Source organism: Hymenobacter sp. (assembly GCF_035709525.1).
Taxonomy (GTDB): Bacteria; Bacteroidota; Bacteroidia; order Cytophagales; family Hymenobacteraceae; genus Hymenobacter.
In genome coordinates this window covers 1-21876 of the sequence record NZ_DASTEP010000207.1, presented here as the reverse complement: position 1 = coordinate 21876, position 21876 = coordinate 1, and the positions used below count along the sequence as shown (strand labels likewise).

Annotated in this window: 9 protein-coding genes, 1 tRNA gene and 1 CRISPR repeat array; all 10 genes read left to right on the top strand. The window is 57.8% G+C overall.

The window, feature by feature from the left end; all coding sequences use genetic code 11:
* The first annotated feature begins 9 nt into the window (after window positions 1–9).
* Window positions 10–82, top strand: a tRNA-Thr gene (locus VFO93_RS18000).
* Between the two features lie 279 nt (window positions 83–361).
* Window positions 362–1030 carry a CRISPR-associated endoribonuclease Cas6 gene (cas6, locus tag VFO93_RS17995; protein WP_325135770.1) on the top strand — a complete coding sequence of 223 codons (669 nt, stop codon included), beginning with the start codon at window positions 362–364 and terminating at the stop codon, window positions 1028–1030.
* Between the two features lie 30 nt (window positions 1031–1060).
* On the top strand, window positions 1061–1621 hold the full coding sequence (locus tag VFO93_RS17990) for a hypothetical protein (protein ID WP_325135769.1): 561 nt from the start codon (window positions 1061–1063) through the stop codon (window positions 1619–1621).
* The gene (gene cas3 / locus VFO93_RS17985; RefSeq protein WP_325135768.1) at window positions 1618–3858 is read left to right on the top strand and encodes a CRISPR-associated helicase Cas3'; all 2241 of its coding nucleotides are present in this window, start codon (window positions 1618–1620) and stop codon (window positions 3856–3858) included. The genes VFO93_RS17990 and cas3 overlap by 4 nt, the downstream gene beginning before the upstream one ends.
* Before the next feature lie 14 nt (window positions 3859–3872).
* The gene (locus tag VFO93_RS17980; RefSeq protein WP_325135767.1) at window positions 3873–5195 is read left to right on the top strand and encodes a hypothetical protein; all 1323 of its coding nucleotides are present in this window, start codon (window positions 3873–3875) and stop codon (window positions 5193–5195) included.
* A gap of 39 nt (window positions 5196–5234) precedes the next feature.
* A complete protein-coding gene (locus VFO93_RS17975) occupies window positions 5235–6320 on the top strand; it encodes a CRISPR-associated protein Cas7 (RefSeq protein ID WP_325135766.1) in 1086 nt (361 codons plus the stop codon).
* A 66-nt stretch (window positions 6321–6386) separates the two neighbouring features.
* Complete coding sequence (gene cas4, locus VFO93_RS17970; RefSeq protein ID WP_325135765.1) at window positions 6387–6890, top strand: CRISPR-associated protein Cas4; 504 nt, start codon at window positions 6387–6389, stop codon at window positions 6888–6890.
* 81 nt (window positions 6891–6971) lie between these two features.
* Complete coding sequence (cas1b, locus tag VFO93_RS17965; RefSeq protein ID WP_325135764.1) at window positions 6972–7982, top strand: type I-B CRISPR-associated endonuclease Cas1b; 1011 nt, start codon at window positions 6972–6974, stop codon at window positions 7980–7982.
* The gene (gene cas2 / locus VFO93_RS17960) at window positions 7982–8245 is read left to right on the top strand and encodes a CRISPR-associated endonuclease Cas2 (RefSeq protein ID WP_325135763.1); all 264 of its coding nucleotides are present in this window, start codon (window positions 7982–7984) and stop codon (window positions 8243–8245) included. The genes cas1b and cas2 overlap by 1 nt, the downstream gene beginning before the upstream one ends.
* A gap of 204 nt (window positions 8246–8449) precedes the next feature.
* Window positions 8450–19162: direct repeats of the CRISPR family, unit length 29 nt; unit sequence GCTTCAATCGGACTGGGTGGAATTGAAAT.
* A gap of 184 nt (window positions 19163–19346) precedes the next feature.
* Window positions 19347–21830 (top strand): beta-galactosidase, encoded by a 2484-nt coding sequence (locus tag VFO93_RS17955; protein ID WP_325135762.1) that lies wholly within the window; start codon window positions 19347–19349, stop codon window positions 21828–21830.
* Window positions 21831–21876: the final 46 nt, after the last annotated feature.

Here is a 21876-nt window from a genome sequence, read left to right as displayed (position 1 = left end):
CACGATTAAGCCTCCATAGCTCAGTTGGTAGAGCTTCTGACTTGTAATCAGAGGGTCGTTGGTTCGAGTCCGACTGGGGGCTCTTAATTGGTAAAAGGCACTTCTTGCGGTTGCGAGAAGTGCCTTTTTTGTTTTCTGGCCAACCCTGCTTTGGCTACAGTTATATGGTCATAAGACTTTGGGCGAAGGTGGGGCGAAGGTGGGGCGAAGGTGGGGCGAGTAGGCACCTAATGGCAGACCAAAAAATATTTAGAGAAACATTTGCAGTATGGAAATATATTGCTTCCTTTGCCATCATAATTAGCCAGCTGACACTTTCCTAGCAAACTTAGCCGTTACTTCTCTTTACCCGCTCATCACCTTGCGACTACATCTTTATCTAGAGGCTAGCCAGTCGGTACCTTTCGACTACCTTCCTACCTTAAAAAGCGCCTTCCACCTCTGGACGGGCCACAATCCAGCGCTGCACGACGGACTCTCGCTCTACTCCTACTCGTGGCTGCACAGCGGCCGGGCCGGGCGCGGCGGCATCCGCTTTGCGGAAGGCGCGCATTGGTTTATCAGCGCCCCCGACCGCGAGGTAATTCACACCCTCATCAGCGGCGTGCTGCGCGCCCCCGAAATCGGCCTGGGTTTGCGCGTGCAGGATGTGCGGATGCAGGACGCGCCCGAGTTCGCGGCCGGCGAGCAGCCCTTCCGGGTGGCCAGCCCGGTCTTCATCAAGCACGAAACCGACCGCGACAAGCCCGCCGACCACCTGCTGCCCGGCCACCCGCTGGCCGACGAGCTACTCACCACCACCCTACGACACAAGCTGCGCCAGGCTGGCCTGGACGAGGCCGGGGCCGCCGTGCGCTTCGACCCGGCTTACATCGCCACGGCCAAGAGCAAGCTCTTCCGCTACAAGCAGGTACAGTGCCGCGGCAGCATCTGCCCGGTGCTGGTGTCTGGGTCGGCCGAGCAAATCGGCTTTGCCTGGGAGGTCGGTGTGGGGCACTCGACGGGGATAGGCTGCGGGGCGCTGGTGTAATACATTCCTTTTACTTATCGGTTTTGAATTATGCTTTACGTTGTAAAGTACACGGGGCCTTTTGGCTACCTCAAGCCGTGGACGGCAGTCAGAGACGGCGAAACCTACTCCCAGCAGTTTCTCACGCCTTCCGTCATCGAAGGGATGCGGCAGAAGCTGGGCGTATCAGCCATCCTGCGCCACAAGCTCACCTATACCGGCTTGAGTATGCAGCAGGAGCAGACGCACCCGCGTGGCTGGATACACGAGAAAAAGAAGCAGCAATTGACGCGGCCCCGCGCTATTCTGGTACGGGGGGTGCTGCTGGCCCCCGAGCTGCACCTGGCATTTGCTACGGCAGCCGATGCGGAGGTGGCCGCCAGCCAGCACCTGTGCCTGTGCCGCAACGAAGACCTTGTCTTGCCCGTGGCCCGGCTTATGCTTAGCGAAGCCGAGTTTGACGCGCTGCCGGGGTTTGAGCTGCGGCCGACGGCCGCTACAGAGCCAGGTGCCTTTCTGGTGGGTTTCAATCGCTTTGCCGATGGAGCACCCATGCACGGGCGGCTGGAGATTGTGGGCAACCCTATTCGCCCGGTGGGCTTTTCGGTATGAGCACGGCCCCGGAATTATTAGCTAAAAGCGCCAGCCACGGCGGCGAATTAAGCTTACTTGCCCATACCCAGCACGTAGTGGCCGCTGCCGAAGCCGTAGCCCGTGCCACCGGCTTCGAGGTGCGCCTGGCCCGGCTGGGCGCGGCGCTACACGACCTGGGCAAGGCCCACCCGGCCTTCCAGCGCAAGCTGCGGCTGAAGCCGGGCGGGGCCGACCCCAATCCCATTACACACCGGCACGAGCTGTCGTCGCTGGGCTTTTTGCCGCTGGTGCCGCGGGCCGACTGGCCGGCCGTGATTGACATGGTAGTGGCCCACCACAAACCCATACAACAAAAAGACGACTTGCTGGCCAAGGGCATTCTGGACCTCGACGACCGCAGCCGCACCTGGCAGGCCGACCACCTCGCGGGCTGGGAAGACTGGTCGCCGGGCGCGCTGGCCGTGCTAGCGGCCTTAGACCTGGGTATGGAGGTGCGGCCCGTGAGCCGGGCCGAGGCCGCCGAAGCGCTCCAGGCGGCGGTGGCGCACTGCGGGGCCAAGCGCAAAAACTGGTCGCCGTGGCGGGGCTTGCTGCAAGCGGCCGACCATTTTGCCTCGGCCCTGCAACACGACACGGCCGGGCAATTGCCTACGCTATTTGCGAAGCCCGATTTGCGTTATTTCAACCGCTCGGCCGCGCTCTATCCGCTCTCGCTGCTCGCGGCCGACCAGCCGCAGGCCCACACCCTGGTAGTGGCGCCCACGGGTGCGGGCAAAACGGACTACCTGCTGCGCCGCTGCCGGGGGCGCGTGTTTTACACGCTGCCTTTTCAGGCCAGCATCAACTCGATGTTTGAGCGAATGCGCAAGGCTGACAAAGAGAAACCATTTGGTGGGTCTATTCGATTGCAACATGCAGCCTCCCAATTAGTCGAGAATCGCGGGCCAGTTGAAAAGCAACTGCAAGCGCTGGTTGGGGCCTCGGCTAAGGTGCTGACGCCGCACCAGTTGGCGGCCGTGGTATTTGGTACGCCCGGCTACGAGGCCGTGATGCTGGACGTACGCGGGGCCGATATTATTCTGGACGAGGTGCATACCTACGCCGCCCAGGCCCAGAGCATGGTGCTGGAAATAGTGGATGCGCTGCGGCGACTAGGCTGCCGCCTGCACATCGGCACGGCCACTATGCCCACGGTGCTGTACCAGGAATTGCTGCACCGCCTGGGCGGCCCGGCCGCAGTGGCCGAAGTGGCGCTGTCCGCTGCGGAGCTGGATGCGTTTGACCGGCACGCCGTGTATAAAATCCCACGCGACGCCGACAACCCCAAAGCCTGGCCTACGGCGGCCGATGACATTCTGGCGAAGGCGCTGGCCGCGCAGGAAAAGGTGTTGGTTATCTGCAACACCGTGCAGGGCGCGCAGGAGCGATACAAGGAACTGCGGGCGCAGTTTCCTGAAGTCAGGATGCTGCTGCTGCACAGTCGCTTCAAGCGCGGCGACCGGGCCGAGCGCGAGCGACGACTGGAAGACGATTTTAATAGCCCAACGGTGCCGGGGCCGTGCCTGGTCGTGTCGACGCAGGTCGTGGAAGTGAGCTTGGACATCAGCTTTGACCGGATGCTGACCGAGGCTGCCCCGCTCGATGCGCTGGTGCAGCGCTTCGGGCGCGTAAACCGGCGGCGCACCCCCGACACCATCGGCAAGCTTAAGCCGGTGCACGTATTGGCCCCCGGCCCTAGCTGCCTGCCCTACAGCCGGGAGGTGATAGAAGCCAGCTTCGCCCAACTACCTGACGAAGGCGAGGTACTGCGCGAGCGCGACGCCCAAACCAAAATCGATGCCGTGTACCCCACCCTACCCACCTGGGACATCAGCACCCACGTCATTTGGGATGGGGAGCGCTGCAAGCTGCGCGAGCTCTGCAACAACCAGCGGGCGGTACTGGTCGAAACCCTGGAGATTGAGTCCACGGCCTGCATCCTGGCCGCCGACCGCACGGCCTACCTGGAAGGCCGCTGGGAGGCGCGCACCCAGCTGGAAATTTCAGCCAGCGGCGGCAGCAATTCACAACAACTTACTCAACGAGATGCGCGCACCCAGCTGGAAATTCCGGTGAGCTGGCGCAGCATGTACGCCCGCAAAAAAACCTACGAGCGCCTCGACGTGGGCTCGATGCCCTTCGTGGTGCCCGGCAACAAAGACTACGACGAATTGGGCCTGCAATTCGAGGAGTACGACATTTTTCTGGAAAACTAGCCCCCGCCCCGCTTATGTACACCAGCCACATTGGCCGCCGCCTGCTCGGCCTCTACCACCAGCGCACGGGCGAAGACTTGTCGGCCCGGCAGTTTTTTGAACAGCGGCTGTATCCGCTGTTTTACAACCACAAGCGCTACCTGCAATGGGTGCCCAGCTCGCCCTTTGCCCAGAAGGTAGCGGCGGGCAACCTAGGGGGCGGCAAAACCGAAGCCGAGGTGCAACTCGCCACGCTACACCACAAAATCGCCACCGTGCCGCCCGATGCCAGCTTTGTTATCGGCTTTCCGGCGGCAGGCGTGGAGGGCACTACTTCGGGCCAGGTATCGGGGGTGGGGCCGCGGGTGGGCACCGAGGAAATCTACTGCTCCTGGATTGGCGGCGCGCTGGGCGTGGGCGTGAGCGGCGGCCTCTCGCTGCTGCTGGATGAAGACGACGTGCTGTGGGCGCTCTACGAAGGCTGGGCGCACTACCGCACCTACCTCGACCAGCGCCCCACTATGAAGGGCAACCAGATTGAAACCTGGAACGGCCACTGGCTGGCTCATGCGTTTGATTCAGAGTTCGACCCTAACCACCCGCTGGATAACCTTAAAATCGAACTTACCGACACCGCCGGCACCCTGGCCATGCCTACCCGCGAGTGGGTGCAGGTACTATTTGCCCTTACGCGCCACTACCCCACCCGCGACCTGACGGCCTACGTGTACAGCCTGGCCCAGACCAACCGCACCATCGGCTTTGTGCCGCTGCAACTGCGCGGCATTCGAAAAGTGTACGACCTTACGGATAAGCTCTTTCTCTTTCCAGCCGCCGTGCAAAGCGCCGGGCAAGACCAGCTCCTGCGCTTGTATTCGGTGCATTACGGTTTTGCCCGCGCATGCCAGCTGGGGGCCATCGGGCTGGCGGCCATCGAGCCGGCCAAGCTGCGCGACTACCTGCCCAGCGCCTACGGCCCCGCCAAGGCCCCTAGCACGAAGACCGACGCCGCCGCCATTCAATTTGCTTTTCAACAACTCTGGATTCTCGCCATGCTCAACAACCAGGAACTCTACGATACCGCCGACCGGCTGGCGGGTGCGCTACATCAATTCAGTGGCACCGCCAAACAAGGCAAAATGAACCTTGACCGACAAGTAGAGAAAGTGTTTGTCAAACACCGGCCAGCATTTATTGAGCGGCTAACAGAAATTCTTGAAGAAGCCAAAGGCTCTGCGGTCGATTACGTGAGCCTTTTTGACGAAGCCGTGCGGCAGGTAATGCTGATGCCAGTGGATAATTTCCCACTATTCATCATTCTGGTTCGCTTCCGCTACATCGCTCGCGCCGCTGCTTAATCCACTCGACCTCTTACTACTTTCAAATCTTAGCCCACCATGCAATCTCCCTACCTCTACCTGCGCGGCCTGCGCCACGCCGAGCACACCGTTTTTGCCGTGCAGGACGGCCAGAAGTATTACACCGATGTGCAGTTCAACGTGCGCCAAGCCTATTCCAGCGGCCAGCAAGTGAAACGCAGCATCATGGACGCCCTCACGACGGGCCTCAACGTGGCCCCCGCGCCCATCACCTTCAACTGGCAAACCAAAAAGGGCAAAAACAACGAAACCCAGTTTGAACAAAAGGAGCCGTGGTCGCCCTGCGACCCTACGCACGTAGACCAGTTGCTGGGCGGCTACATGCGGGCCGAAACCGGCGAGTTCACCATCAAGCGCCGTTCGCCGCTCTCGATTTCGGCCATGCGCCCGCTGCACCCGCTGCTGGGCGGCCTGGAGCGCGAGCGCGAAAACCTGACCTTCGACCGCACCTCGCACCCAGCCCACCACCCCGTGCGCGTGCGCGACGAGAAAGGCAACGAAATAAGCCGGGAAGACGTGGACGCCTTGCTGCTCAGCACCAAGCGCAACCTGCCCAACCGCATCTGGATACCCGACCACAGCCGCGCCTCGGGCCTATTTGTGTACGACGTGGCCGTAGACTTACGCACGCTGTTCTGCGTATCCGTTAACACCCTGGAACCCGAGCTACACCCCAGCAAGGTGGCCGACCTGAAAGCCCAGGGCTGGACGGAAACCCGCAACGTATTCGGCCCCTGCCTACTAGCTCCGCGCGACAAGCGCGAGCAGTACATGCCCGCCCTGGCCCACGCACTTGTTAACTGGCGCATCACCAGCAACCAGGCCCGTACTTTCAGCCTGATGGAAACGCTAGCCGTGGCCATCTCCGACAACGCCAACCACCTGGCTGGGGCCATTCGGGGACAGTTGCGCGAAGACACGGAGCGCCCGGCCGCCAAACCCGTGCTCGACGAAACTGCCGGGGCCAAGCTCTACACGGCGCTTTCGGCCGGCGGCTATATCGCTGGGGCCTACGGCGCGGCCGACGCGCTCGACCAAGCCGAGCAGGATATTCTGGCCCGCCTGCGGGCGTTTGACTACGAAAACCAAGCCGTGCCGGCCTAGCCGCAAAAACGGGCTGCCTTAGCACGAGGCAGCCCGTTTTGTTTAGGTACCCTTTTCCTATTCGCTATGCACCTCACCGGCAAGCACGTCAACTACTACCACATCTGCCACCGCAAGCTGTGGCTGTTTCACCACGGCATCAGCTTCCAACAGACGCACGATAATGTGGCCGATGGCACGCTGCTGCACCAGACGGCCTACCCGCAGCGCGCCCAGCGCTACCGCGAAATTCAGATTGAGGGCATCAAAATCGACTTCTACGACCCGCACGAGCGGGTGGTGCACGAAATCAAGCGCAGCAACAAGCTGGAAGAAGCCAGCGTGGCCCAGCTTCAGTTTTACCTGCTGACGCTGGAGCGGCACGGTGTAGTGGCGCCCACCGGCCTGCTGGAATATCCCAAAATCCGCCGCGTCGAAAAGGTAGTGCTGACCGACGCCGACCGCCTGGCCATCGCCGAATGGGAAGTAGCCATCGAGCAGCTGGTAGCGCGGGAAACCTGCCCACCCGTCATCAACAAGCCCTTCTGCAAAAATTGTAGCTACTACGACTTCTGCTACTCAGGCGAATAAAACCCACAACCCCAAACCACCCAGCCAGCCCGGCGCAGCCGGGCGTATCCGTTAAATCCTAGAAATCTGTTTGAATCTGCGGTGAAAAAGACGTTCTATCTCTTTAACCCCGGCCGCCTGTCGCGCCAGGACAATACCCTCAAGTATACCGCCTACGACGAAGCTGGGGCCGAGGGCCAGACGCGCTTTCTGCCCATCGAGGACGTGGCCGACCTCTACGTGTTCGGCTCGCTCGATGCCAATTCGGCACTGTATAATTTTCTGGGCAAGCACGGCGTGTCGGTGCATTTCTTTGACTACTACGAGCACTACACGGGCTCGTTTATGGCCAAGGAATACCTGCTGGCCGGCCGCCTGCAAGTAGCCCAGACAGGCCACTACACCAGCCTCAAAAAACGCCTCGTACTGGCCCGCAAGCTGGTGGAGGGCGCAGCCTTCAACCTGCTCAAAAACCTGCGTTACTACCAGAGCCGGGGCCGGGTGGTGGGCGAGGAAATCGCGCAGATTGAGCTCTACCTCTCGGCCCTGCCCCACGCCACTAGCGTGGCCGAAATCATGGGCTATGAGGGCAACATTCGCCAAACCTACTACCGCTGCTTCGAGCAGTTGGTCAACGTGCCGGGCTTCAGCTTCGGTACCCGCAGTACCCAACCACCGCAGAATGAGCTGAACGCGCTGCTGAGCTTCGGCAATATGCTTTGCTACGCGGCCTGCCTCTCGCAGATTTACCACACCCAACTCAACCCGACCATCTCGTTTTTGCACGAGCCCGGCAGCCGGCGCTTTTCGCTGGCCCTGGACATGGCCGAGATTTTCAAGCCCCTGCTCGTGGACCGTACCATCTTCCGGCTGCTCAATAAAAAGGAAATCCAGCCCCGCGACTTCGTGCGCGAGCTCGACGGCTGCCTACTCAAGGAAGCCGGCCGCAAAACCTTCGTGCGAGTATTTGAGGAGCGCCTGAAAGAAACCATCCAGCACCGCCGCCTCAACCGCAGCGTGAGCTACCAGCACCTCATCAAGCTGGAGTGCTACAAGCTCACCAAGCACCTGCTGAACATGGAAGAATACCAACCATTTAAGGCCTGGTGGTAATGTACGTTATCCTGGTTTATGATATGAAGCAGCAGCGGGTGGGCCGAATGCTGAAGCTCTGCCGCCGCTACCTGCACTGGATTCAGAATTCGGTCTTCGAAGGCGATATCAGCGAGGTAAAACTAACCGAGCTATTGACCAAAGCCCGCGCTATTATGGATGAGGACGAGGATAGCATCATTTTATTCAAAAGCCGTACGCAGCAGTGGCTGGAAAAGCAAGTGGTGGGCCGAGAGCGTAGCACACTGGACTCTATTTTATAGCGACGTCCAGTCGTCGATAAGGACAAGCTGTGTGGCAGCTGCTATCTACCAACCGCCAGTACACCGTAAAACCTTGACCAGCAGAGTCGTCTAACCCTAGGGGAAATTACACTTTTGTCCATCGACGCTTTTTAGTAGCTCCCATAGGCGATTGACTATGCGTTTGCTGCACGATATGCCCTATAATTGCGAAATAATTCACGGGCTTCAATCGGACTGGGTGGAATTGAAATACCGAAGGGCATGAACTATCGCGGGGCTACACCTATGCTTCAATCGGACTGGGTGGAATTGAAATCAGGGCAGTGCTTGCGCTATTCGCTCGGCCTGCGCGGCTTCAATCGGACTGGGTGGAATTGAAATAAAATAGGGGATGCGGAGGTTACTTTTCCCGAACTTGCTTCAATCGGACTGGGTGGAATTGAAATCAATTCGCGGTAGCGCTGTCGAGGCTAATGACATAAGCTTCAATCGGACTGGGTGGAATTGAAATAGCGTCCGTGGTAACGGACATAGCCAGGCGGGTACCGCTTCAATCGGACTGGGTGGAATTGAAATGATTAAGAGGGGGAGCTTTGTATAGCGCAAAGTCTCGCTTCAATCGGACTGGGTGGAATTGAAATAGCGGGCTTTTAACCAGCTCAACCAACAGACAACGGGCTTCAATCGGACTGGGTGGAATTGAAATGTGGTAGCCCCGTCTGGCTACGGCTACCTGGTAGTGCTTCAATCGGACTGGGTGGAATTGAAATTGGGGCAGCATAAGGCTGGCCAGTGGGGGTACCTGGGCTTCAATCGGACTGGGTGGAATTGAAATACGGGGGGAGCCGCTGCTGGCGTGGCGGGTATTCGTGCTTCAATCGGACTGGGTGGAATTGAAATCTCTCCCCCGCTGCCGCCCGCGCCGTGCAGGACGGTGCTTCAATCGGACTGGGTGGAATTGAAATGGGGTATCCGGCCCGGTGATGACGTGGCGACTGCGGGCTTCAATCGGACTGGGTGGAATTGAAATGGCTTCCGTAGCGCCTCAGCCACCAGCAGCTGCGCGCTTCAATCGGACTGGGTGGAATTGAAATGCCAAGAGCTAGCAGAGCAGGCCAGCAAGCATGGCGGCTTCAATCGGACTGGGTGGAATTGAAATTTCTTTGTAGCGAGCTAGCGCAGTTGCCCCGCCAAGGCTTCAATCGGACTGGGTGGAATTGAAATGCTGCCCATGAAGGGGTCAAGCACGATGCCACCGGGGCTTCAATCGGACTGGGTGGAATTGAAATATCCTAACTCCGAGCGGATTTAAGAGCTGATTAAAAGCTTCAATCGGACTGGGTGGAATTGAAATTCAATTTCGCGCAGTTGGCCGCCGGGCAAGCCATTAGCTTCAATCGGACTGGGTGGAATTGAAATCTGCATGGTTTGGTTGCCAATAGCCGAGCCAAACAAGCTTCAATCGGACTGGGTGGAATTGAAATCGCGCCATTCAGCTGCATAGCCAGATGCTGCGGCTGGCTTCAATCGGACTGGGTGGAATTGAAATGAATGTCAGGTTTTGTCAGGTTTTCATGACCAATGGGCTTCAATCGGACTGGGTGGAATTGAAATAGCTTACCAACACGCCCCGCCCCAAGCCCCGCGCCAGCTTCAATCGGACTGGGTGGAATTGAAATCGGGTTGAAAAGCGTGGGCAGTTGTATTTGCTTTTCGCTTCAATCGGACTGGGTGGAATTGAAATGAGTTCTGAAAGTCCGGCCAAGAAGCTTTGGAAAGCGCTTCAATCGGACTGGGTGGAATTGAAATGACAAGCGCGGGCGGCCAGGATGCAGCAGGCAGACAGCTTCAATCGGACTGGGTGGAATTGAAATTAACTCGGTGGCAACGGCAGTCAAGGACTTAAAAACGGCTTCAATCGGACTGGGTGGAATTGAAATAACTAAATGAGCGCCCTACTCTTCGCCCTTTACACCGCTTCAATCGGACTGGGTGGAATTGAAATAACATCCTGACTGATGGGCTAGCGCCTGGGCAAGGCGCTTCAATCGGACTGGGTGGAATTGAAATGCAGTAGGGAACACCTACAAGCTCAGTCCCGACCTAGCTTCAATCGGACTGGGTGGAATTGAAATGTGGACGAGCACGCCAGCCCGCTCATTACCGACTTGGGCTTCAATCGGACTGGGTGGAATTGAAATGTCCCGACCCGCCGCCAGCGTTCAGCAGGTTGTCCGGCTTCAATCGGACTGGGTGGAATTGAAATTAGCTGCTGTCTGAGCCATGCCCCGCGATACTAGGAGCTTCAATCGGACTGGGTGGAATTGAAATGAGCTGCTAACCTTCTGGCGCAAGAAGCCCACGCCGGCTTCAATCGGACTGGGTGGAATTGAAATAATTTGTGAAGTATTGCGTAATATTGCAACACACTTGCTTCAATCGGACTGGGTGGAATTGAAATGTTTTCGCGTGCAGTTCGGCGGCCGTAGGCTTCGGCGGGCTTCAATCGGACTGGGTGGAATTGAAATGCCGATGGGCCTTATGTCATTAGCCTCGACAGCGCTGCTTCAATCGGACTGGGTGGAATTGAAATGCAGTAGGGAACACCTACAAGCTCAGCCCCGACCTGGCTTCAATCGGACTGGGTGGAATTGAAATGGCGCTGATGCAGTTGCAGCAGCAGCGCACCAGCGGGCTTCAATCGGACTGGGTGGAATTGAAATTGCTCGCACGTTACATCGCGCACCACGACGTTATTGGCTTCAATCGGACTGGGTGGAATTGAAATTCATAACTGCCATTACTTTAGTCAGTCTACTGAAATGCTTCAATCGGACTGGGTGGAATTGAAATAGGCCAGCCCCAGCGTTGAAGCTGAAGCCGAGCAGCGCTTCAATCGGACTGGGTGGAATTGAAATACGCACCCGGATGCCGGCCCCCGCACAGGCTCAGGTTGCTTCAATCGGACTGGGTGGAATTGAAATGAGCTAGCTGGCCGATACCAAGCGTTACAGGCGTTCGCTTCAATCGGACTGGGTGGAATTGAAATGACCGCTTTGCCGCCGCCGAGGCCGCAGCCGCCGCTAGCTTCAATCGGACTGGGTGGAATTGAAATGGCCGAATGGGCAGAAGTAGCTGAGCGCGGCCCGGAGGCTTCAATCGGACTGGGTGGAATTGAAATAGACTTGGCGCGAAGCCTGAATAGCCGCCTCTTGGCGCTTCAATCGGACTGGGTGGAATTGAAATTGCCAGCCGTTCAGTTCAGCCGGCAAAGGACTCGGCGCTTCAATCGGACTGGGTGGAATTGAAATCAAATCGTCCCGATTGCCCACGCCCAGGAATTTCACCAGCTTCAATCGGACTGGGTGGAATTGAAATGAGGTCGCCGGTGGCGGCCAGCAGCGTGCCGGGCGCGCTTCAATCGGACTGGGTGGAATTGAAATAGGGCTACGTTGAGCTTGTCGGTGGCCGTGACAAACGCTTCAATCGGACTGGGTGGAATTGAAATAGATTAAAGAGGCCATCATGAACCTGAGCCGTGACGGCTTCAATCGGACTGGGTGGAATTGAAATCTTCATGGGCAGCGGGACTACAGCCGTAGCTGCCTTGCTTCAATCGGACTGGGTGGAATTGAAATGTCAAGGGGCATCGTGAGGCGGGCGGCATTGTCATTGCTTCAATCGGACTGGGTGGAATTGAAATAGCTTCCTGCTCAAAGCTATTCGCACTGAACTCGCCGCTTCAATCGGACTGGGTGGAATTGAAATCACCACCAGCTCGCGGGCCGGGCTCACCACCAGCTCGCTTCAATCGGACTGGGTGGAATTGAAATAGGAAGCCCACGGTTTCGATGCCATCCACTAGCTCGGCTTCAATCGGACTGGGTGGAATTGAAATTGCTCTGCACCATCTTCGCCGGCCGCCTGCACCCGCGCTTCAATCGGACTGGGTGGAATTGAAATTCGTATAGCTGAACTGATACTGCTGGCCGATGCGGAGCTTCAATCGGACTGGGTGGAATTGAAATAGCAGGCGCTTGAAGGCGGCGTCGCCAGCCAGGGGGAGCTTCAATCGGACTGGGTGGAATTGAAATATGCTTAGCCCCGCCGTTCGCGCCGCTGCCGAAAAGCTTCAATCGGACTGGGTGGAATTGAAATAACGGAATACACTTGCCGCTCTTATAGTAGGGGTGTAGCTTCAATCGGACTGGGTGGAATTGAAATGCCGTCAAGCACCACGTGCGGGCTTTCGTGCGCACCGCTTCAATCGGACTGGGTGGAATTGAAATGACTAGCGAGGCTTTTTCTTTAACAACCACAGCCTTGCTTCAATCGGACTGGGTGGAATTGAAATAGCAGCAGGTGCGCGGGCAAGTCGCTGAGCCCTACGGCTTCAATCGGACTGGGTGGAATTGAAATAATGAATTGCCTAATGATACACTTGAGGTATGGGTGCTTCAATCGGACTGGGTGGAATTGAAATAAACCCGCGCCGCAACATGCCCGAACTCGCCATCCCGCTTCAATCGGACTGGGTGGAATTGAAATTAGGAAGGGGGTGTTAGGCTGCATCTTGCCCCCTTGCTTCAATCGGACTGGGTGGAATTGAAATGATACCGACTGGGCCCAGGTGCGCGCCGCCATCGAAGGCTTCAATCGGACTGGGTGGAATTGAAATGGCTGAGCTGGCCACTCGAGCGGCTGCGGCTGGTGGTGCTTCAATCGGACTGGGTGGAATTGAAATTTCGTCTCGTGCAGGACGGTAATCATGCAGGGCTTGGCTTCAATCGGACTGGGTGGAATTGAAATTAGCTCGTCGAATCCTTGCCAGCGTCGGCCCCGGTGGGCTTCAATCGGACTGGGTGGAATTGAAATCAGGCTCTGAATCGCACTGGTGTAGTCGTCCAGCTCGCTTCAATCGGACTGGGTGGAATTGAAATGGTCTATATCATCTATTTTGACCGCGGGCGCACTATCGCTTCAATCGGACTGGGTGGAATTGAAATTCGCTTCCGGTGCCGAGCTGGCGCTGTATTCGTCCAGCTTCAATCGGACTGGGTGGAATTGAAATACGCTGGCAGAGCTGGGCATCCGCATCATTCCCAACGCTTCAATCGGACTGGGTGGAATTGAAATCGGCGCAGGGCGGGCATGGTCTTGCGCACCACCGAGGCTTCAATCGGACTGGGTGGAATTGAAATAGCGGCAGCCTGGCGCAGGTGCTTACCGCGCTAGGCGGCTTCAATCGGACTGGGTGGAATTGAAATAAGAATGGCCAGCGCCTACCGTAGTCAGGCCGAAGTGCTTCAATCGGACTGGGTGGAATTGAAATTACGCCCCCCTACCAGCCCCTCACAGCCAAACCCGGCTTCAATCGGACTGGGTGGAATTGAAATGCCAGTGCGATTTCTACGCCTTCACCCAGCGTGTGAGCTTCAATCGGACTGGGTGGAATTGAAATTAAGGGGGTCACCAAAATGGTGATACCTTCCGCTGGGCTTCAATCGGACTGGGTGGAATTGAAATTGACTAAGCGCTACTCGGCCGAGTTCACGCCTAAAGGCTTCAATCGGACTGGGTGGAATTGAAATAGGGCTACCGGGTGGAGGTGGTCAGGACCCTGGCCGCTTCAATCGGACTGGGTGGAATTGAAATGCTGCCCGTGGCCTGGCTGGCGCCTGGCGGCGGCTAGCTTCAATCGGACTGGGTGGAATTGAAATACCAGTTGGGCCGATGTCACCTTAGCCCAATACGTGGCTTCAATCGGACTGGGTGGAATTGAAATAGCCGTGGCCCGAGGCCACACTCGCACGGCCGAAGTCGGCTTCAATCGGACTGGGTGGAATTGAAATTGCTGGCTGGCGAGCGCATGGGCTACGCCAAGCGCGCTTCAATCGGACTGGGTGGAATTGAAATGCGGAGGGCCGCCCGTTTACCTCTGTTTTTGTGAGCGCTTCAATCGGACTGGGTGGAATTGAAATTCTGACGAAGAATTGCCTTTCTAGCCTAGCCCATGACGCTTCAATCGGACTGGGTGGAATTGAAATAACTCCCGCTGGCGTAGATAAAGCGCATGCCGGAATGCTTCAATCGGACTGGGTGGAATTGAAATGGTCGAGCAGCGCCGGGGTATAGCTGACCGCCACGGGCTTCAATCGGACTGGGTGGAATTGAAATGCAAGCATCCGCAAACGTCTTAACTATTACGGCCCAGCTTCAATCGGACTGGGTGGAATTGAAATCATTTAGCTAATGATATTGCTTGCCGAATTTGCCAAGCTTCAATCGGACTGGGTGGAATTGAAATGTTTGAGGCCAGAATACAAAGAGCCGGGTTGCCCAAGCTTCAATCGGACTGGGTGGAATTGAAATTCGCCAAAGGCCGTGCATCCGCTCGCATCACGAAAAGGCTTCAATCGGACTGGGTGGAATTGAAATAAGTTTCAGCGCGAGCAAGCCCAGCGCCTGCAACAACGCTTCAATCGGACTGGGTGGAATTGAAATACCGTAGCCCGCAAGGCCAGCGGCGCGCCCAGCGGCGCTTCAATCGGACTGGGTGGAATTGAAATAGCGCCAACTCCATCCGTCGCTTCAGCTCAGCGGGGGCTTCAATCGGACTGGGTGGAATTGAAATAGGGTTACCGACCCGACCAGCGGCACGCTGGCGGCCCGCTTCAATCGGACTGGGTGGAATTGAAATTCATCGCGGAAGTAACACCAGCTGGCGATTACCTGGCTTCAATCGGACTGGGTGGAATTGAAATAACACCTTCTTGATAGCCAACGCAGCTTGCCCGGCAGGCTTCAATCGGACTGGGTGGAATTGAAATTGGCCCGGCGCATTCACGCGCGCGGCACGCTGCTCGCTTCAATCGGACTGGGTGGAATTGAAATTTATTACGTCCACATTAAAGCGTAACGCAACATGGTAGCTTCAATCGGACTGGGTGGAATTGAAATCGGAGAGTAACGCAATAGAAGTAAAAGGCCCAATTAGCTTCAATCGGACTGGGTGGAATTGAAATAACTCGCTCCAACCACGCAACGAGATGGATGTGGTGGCTTCAATCGGACTGGGTGGAATTGAAATGGTGTTTGCGCTCTCCAATCGGAACTTATCCACCTCGCTTCAATCGGACTGGGTGGAATTGAAATACAGCTGGGGCCACCTACATCAATCATCGCTACACCGGCTTCAATCGGACTGGGTGGAATTGAAATCTGGTGGCGGCTACGGCTTCTGGGTGTTTGCTGGCAAGCTTCAATCGGACTGGGTGGAATTGAAATGATTCGGCGGCGACCTGCTGTGCCTCAGTCAAGTCGGCTTCAATCGGACTGGGTGGAATTGAAATACGCCCACAGTGGGTAGCATCTCCACCACGTCGGCATGCTTCAATCGGACTGGGTGGAATTGAAATTTGCTATATCTACGATGACAGCGACGGAGTAAATACGCTTCAATCGGACTGGGTGGAATTGAAATCGCGTCGACCACCGCCGAGGCCGCAGCAGTCACTGAGGCTTCAATCGGACTGGGTGGAATTGAAATTGCCAAAACAGCTCTACCGTATCCCCTGGCTTTAGCGCTTCAATCGGACTGGGTGGAATTGAAATGTGTATGCCTTGCCCGCCGATGAGCGGGCTAAGCTGCGCTTCAATCGGACTGGGTGGAATTGAAATACTGCGCCAGGGCCTCGGCCAGGCGCGGCTCGCTGGCTTCAATCGGACTGGGTGGAATTGAAATAACCAGAACGCGCCCGACGCGAAGGTGCTGCTTAAAGCTTCAATCGGACTGGGTGGAATTGAAATGCGGATTGCGTCTAGGGCCTCAGCTGGTAATTCTTGTGCTTCAATCGGACTGGGTGGAATTGAAATGCCAGCTTGCGGTACTCGGGCGTGGCCTTCATCACGGCTTCAATCGGACTGGGTGGAATTGAAATAGTTAGCAGGCGGCTTGCTTACAGATTGTACGCAAAGCTTCAATCGGACTGGGTGGAATTGAAATTTGAAAGAGTTGAACTTGGTGACGGTGCCCAGGCAAAGCTTCAATCGGACTGGGTGGAATTGAAATCACGGGAGTGCTGACGGCTACCGCTACGCCCACCGCGCTTCAATCGGACTGGGTGGAATTGAAATCGGCTTGGCGGGCCAGCGCTTCAATGGCTTTTACTAGCTTCAATCGGACTGAGTGGAATTGAAATAACATACTAAACGTACGGCTAGCGCTATGATTAACAGCTTCAATCGGACTGGGTGGAATTGAAATTCCAATAAACGACCGTTAATTGTAGGGCACACCACGGCTTCAATCGGACTGGGTGGAATTGAAATGCCAGAATAGAGGCGGGGCACTTGCTACCCCCGACCGCTTCAATCGGACTGGGTGGAATTGAAATCGGTCAGCCCTTTGTTATTCCGCCTGACTGGATAATGCTTCAATCGGACTGGGTGGAATTGAAATTTTTTCTGTATGTTACTCACGCAATTTGCCGGCAGCGGCTTCAATCGGACTGGGTGGAATTGAAATTGCTGCGCCAGCAGGCGGCCGGCTTCTTCTTCCAACGCTTCAATCGGACTGGGTGGAATTGAAATATTTCGACCGACTACATGATGCCGCTCGAACTCTGGCTTCAATCGGACTGGGTGGAATTGAAATTGCGCTGGCTGGCCGCCCGGCTGAGCTGGCCACTCGCTTCAATCGGACTGGGTGGAATTGAAATGAGCTCACCAAGCGCGAGCAGCGCCGCCAGCTCAAAAGCTTCAATCGGACTGGGTGGAATTGAAATAGAATCGGCGCGATGTCCGTCAGTTGGGCACCCATCGCTTCAATCGGACTGGGTGGAATTGAAATGACCTGGCCGACTTAAAAAAGAACGTAAAGGCACTGGCTTCAATCGGACTGGGTGGAATTGAAATATCAGGGATAAGCCCGGCGAGCTGGGCATCATCGGCGCTTCAATCGGACTGGGTGGAATTGAAATCGGTTGGAAGTTGCTGGCCAACGTGGGCACGGCAAAGGCTTCAATCGGACTGGGTGGAATTGAAATGGTCGAGCAACGCCTGGGTGTAGCTGACCGCCACGGGCTTCAATCGGACTGGGTGGAATTGAAATTCGCCAAAGGCCGTGCATCCGCTCGCATCACGAAAAGGCTTCAATCGGACTGGGTGGAATTGAAATACCGTAGCCCGCAAGGCCAGCGGCGCGCCCAGCGGCGCTTCAATCGGACTGGGTGGAATTGAAATATCCCGGCATTTGCCAAGGGTACGGAGAGCGCCCCGGGCTTCAATCGGACTGGGTGGAATTGAAATCGGATTTGGCACTCTCTTTGAAAATCGCATCTATCTGCTTCAATCGGACTGGGTGGAATTGAAATTTTGTCGGCGGCGATAATGTTGAAGCCCGCCCGCTTGCTTCAATCGGACTGGGTGGAATTGAAATGGCGCAAGGCTGGCATGGTTTTACGCACCACCGAATGCTTCAATCGGACTGGGTGGAATTGAAATTGAAAATACTTTTGCCCTCATCCTCAATGGCCTCCTGCTTCAATCGGACTGGGTGGAATTGAAATGCGAGACTTGGTTGAAGCGGTATATGTAGCCAGCGAGCTTCAATCGGACTGGGTGGAATTGAAATTCTTTATCCAGATGGTGGGCCGGGGCGCGCGCCCCAGCTTCAATCGGACTGGGTGGAATTGAAATTCCTCGAACAGGCTTTTGTTCTGACGGATAATCTGCGCTTCAATCGGACTGGGTGGAATTGAAATCGCATAATGGCTATGTCGATTTCAGGCATGGCGTTCGCTTCAATCGGACTGGGTGGAATTGAAATCGCTGTACGGCCGCCCTCACGGCCTGCACCAGTCTAATGCTTCAATCGGACTGGGTGGAATTGAAATAATTGCATCCGAAATGGTTAGAGAAGATTCAGCCCGGCTTCAATCGGACTGGGTGGAATTGAAATCAGCTTGTGCGCCCGCCGCGCTACTGAGCTGGAAGCGCTTCAATCGGACTGGGTGGAATTGAAATTGTACTTCGCTGGCGACGCTGGCTTTGAGGGGCTGAGCTTCAATCGGACTGGGTGGAATTGAAATTGTTGTTCGCCAGCCGCGCAAAAAGCACAAGCCCCGGCTTCAATCGGACTGGGTGGAATTGAAATTGGCAGTCTACGCTGGCTGATATGTCGTAGAGTATCGGCTTCAATCGGACTGGGTGGAATTGAAATGCCGCACCTACGTCATTCTTTCGCAGTCGCGCGACGGGCTTCAATCGGACTGGGTGGAATTGAAATGTGGCTCACTCCTTTTCCCTGTCCCTATGGCAAAGGCTTCAATCGGACTGGGTGGAATTGAAATAGCGCTCCAAGTGCTCGGCCGACACACCGGCGCCGCGCTTCAATCGGACTGGGTGGAATTGAAATAAAAAGCAGTCCTCGCTGACAGCAAAGTCATTGCCGGCTTCAATCGGACTGGGTGGAATTGAAATTGGTGGGTGCTGGCTATTCCAGTGGTGGGGTATGGGGCTTCAATCGGACTGGGTGGAATTGAAATGGGGCTCGACACGCGCACGCCGCAGCAAAAGCGCGAGGCTTCAATCGGACTGGGTGGAATTGAAATACAATGGCTCGGGTGCAGGTGGCGGACTCAGGGTGCGCTTCAATCGGACTGGGTGGAATTGAAATCGGTATAGCAGAATGGTGTAAGGTCGAAGTCGGAACGCTTCAATCGGACTGGGTGGAATTGAAATACGGTGGCCAGCGTGTTGATGCCGGCCACGCTGTTGGCTTCAATCGGATTGGGTGGAATTGAAATCGTATTTATCGGGCTAAGCTCGAAGCTTTGGGCCAGCTTCAATCGGACTGGGTGGAATTGAATGGGTGTAGCCCATAATTGCCTTCATGTTCTTTTTCGCTTCAATCGGACCGTGTGGAATTAAAAACTGCGTCTACGCAGCATCTCGGCTTCCACGATAACTGGCCCGCTCGACAGCTACCCCGGCCTGGGCCAACTGCCCGAGGCCAAAACCACTTTGGCGACCATGCGTGTCCAGGATGGCTGCCAGGCTGGGGGGCAGGTATACTTGCGGCTACTACGCTAGCCCACTACCCTTTTCGCTGTTTGATATGGCGCGCCTGAAATCCATCCTAATCACTTTTGCCCTGGCGGCCGGCACCCGGCCGGGCGCGGCCCAACTACCGGCCGCGCCGCTCGTGGTGGATGCTACCGCGCCCGCCCCGCCGCCCGAAACCGGCTACCTGCGCCTGGGCACCGCCGCCGCGCCCGGCGGCCACACCCTGGGTGCCAACAGTCAGTACCTCACCCGCGACGGCCAGCCCTGGCTGCCGGTGATGGGCGAATTTCACTTCGCCCGCTTCCCAAGGGCGCGCTGGGAAGCGCAACTGCTGAAGATGAAAGCCGGCGGCGTGCAAATCGTGGCCACTTACCTGTTCTGGCTTTTTCACGAAGAAGAAAAGGGCAAATTCAACTTTCGGGGCGAGCGCGATTTTCGGTATTTTCTCCAGCTCTGCGCCCGGCACCAGCTGCTGGTAGTGGCCCGCCTCGGCCCCTGGAACCACGCCGAACTGCGCAACGGCGGCTTCCCCGATTGGCTGGTCGGGAAGCTGCCCGCCAGCGCCTTGCGCAGCAACGACCCCGCTTACCTGGCCGCCGTGCGCCCCTACTGGCACCAGCTGCGCCGCCAAACCCAGGGCTTGCTCTGGAAGGACGGCGGCCCCCTCATCGGCATTCAGCTCGAAAACGAGTACAACCGGGGCAAAACCGGCCAGGGCGCGGTCCACATTCAGCAGCTCAAAGAACTAGCGCTGGCCGAGGGCTTCGACGTGCCGTTTTATACCGTAACCGGCTGGCAGGGCGCACGCTACCCCGAGCAGGAAGTGCTACCGGTATTCGGCGGCTACCCCGACGAGCCCTGGGGCCGGGGCGCAGCCAAGATGCCGCCCGTGGAAGTGTACAATTTTCGCTTCAAAAGCCGCGAGGGCGGCAACCTGGGCATTCAGGGCGGCGAAACGGCCCCGCGCAACAACCCCGCCCAGCTGGCGCACTACCCCTTTCTGGGGGCTGAGTTTGGAGGCGGCGTACCCACCATGTACCGCCGCCGGCCGCTGCTGGCCCCCGCCGATGTGGCGGCCATGCTGCCCGTGCAGCTCGGCTCGGGTGTCAATCTCTACGGCTACTACATGTTTCACGGCGGCCGCAACCCGCTGGGCAAGTTGTCGTGGCTGCAAGAGTCGAGCCGCACCAATAGCTACAACGACCTGCCGCGCCGGGGCTACGATTTCCAGGCTCCGCTAAGCGAGACGGGGGTTGAAAGCCCGCTTTTCAGCCAGCTCAAGCTGGTGCATTATTTTCTGAATGCGTTTGGCCCGCTGCTGGCCCCGATGGCCCCGCACGCCCCCGCCGCCCAGCCCGCCAGTGCCGCCGACCTCGGCCCGCTGCGCTGGGCCGTGCGCGCGCAGGGCAGCCGCGGGTTTTTGTTTTTCAATAACTACGTGCGCAACTATTCCACGCCCGCCCGGCCCGGCGTGCAGTTTGAGGTGCGCCTGCCGGGCGAAAAACTCACGTTCCCCCAAAGCCCAATTACGGTGCCAGCGGGTAGCTACGGCATCTGGCCCTTCAACCTCGACCTCGGCGGGGCGCGGCTGAAGTACGCCACCGCCCAGCTATTCACGCAGCTGCAAGTGGGCGGCGAGTTGTACTACGTTTTCTTCGCGCAACCCGGCATCCCGGCCGAATTCATGTTCGACGCGGCCACCGTGCGGGCGGTGGCTACCCCCGCCGGCGCCGTGGCCCCGGCCCAGGGCCAAATACGAATAGCTGACATCCAACCCGGCACCGGCGTGGCTCTCACGGTGCAGCCCCGCACCGGGCCGGCCGTGCGCGTGCTGGTGCTGAGCGAGGCGCAAGCCCGCCAAACGTGGCAAGCGCCCCTGGCCGGCGCCGAGCGCCTGGTGCTGACGCCCCAGGAAATCTACTTCGACCGCAACCAGGTGCAGCTGCAAGCCGAAGGCCAGCCCAATTTTCAGTTGGGCGTGTTTCCGGCGCTGCCGGCCGCGCCCGATGGCAGCCTGGCCCTGCAAGCCGGCGCGCCCGATGGCGTGTTTCAAACCTACGCGGCTACCGCGCCCGCCCGTGCCATCGCGGTGCAGGCGGTGCCGTTGCGGCCGGCCGGCCCGGTGCCACCCATCCGCTTCGGCGGGCCGGCCAGGGCGGCCGTGGAGCCCAGCGACACCGCCTACCAGCAGGCAGCGCAGTGGCGGCTGGCGCTGCGCGGCACCCGACTGAAAAGCCTGGACGACATCATTTTGCGCTTCACCTACGCCGGCGATGCTATCCGCCTAGCGAGCGGCGAGCGCCTGTTGAGCGACGACTTCTACAACGGCGCGCCTTGGCGCGTGAGCTACCGCAACCTGCTGGCCGACGGGCTACGCGCACCCTTGACGCTCAGCATTCTACCGCTGCGGCAGGATGCGCCCATTTACCTTGAGGACGGCCGCCGGCCTGCGTTTCCGGCCGGTGGGCAGGTGAGTGAGTTGCGGCGGGTGGAAGCCGTGCCGCGCTACCGGCTCGTGGTGAGAGTTGCTAAGTAATCAACGTTTCCACGCGGGGCACCTCACCCCCCGGCCCCCTCTCCAA

Coding starts and splice junctions, on each gene's coding strand:
- cas2 (WP_325135763.1), top strand. CDS start 7,982: ATGTACGTTATCCTGGTTTATGATATGAAGCAGCAGCGGGTGGGCCGA.
- VFO93_RS17990 (WP_325135769.1), top strand. CDS start 1,061: ATGCTTTACGTTGTAAAGTACACGGGGCCTTTTGGCTACCTCAAGCCG.
- cas3 (WP_325135768.1), top strand. CDS start 1,618: ATGAGCACGGCCCCGGAATTATTAGCTAAAAGCGCCAGCCACGGCGGC.
- VFO93_RS17955 (WP_325135762.1), top strand. CDS start 19,347: ATGGCGCGCCTGAAATCCATCCTAATCACTTTTGCCCTGGCGGCCGGC.
- cas4 (WP_325135765.1), top strand. CDS start 6,387: ATGCACCTCACCGGCAAGCACGTCAACTACTACCACATCTGCCACCGC.
- VFO93_RS17980 (WP_325135767.1), top strand. CDS start 3,873: ATGTACACCAGCCACATTGGCCGCCGCCTGCTCGGCCTCTACCACCAG.
- VFO93_RS17975 (WP_325135766.1), top strand. CDS start 5,235: ATGCAATCTCCCTACCTCTACCTGCGCGGCCTGCGCCACGCCGAGCAC.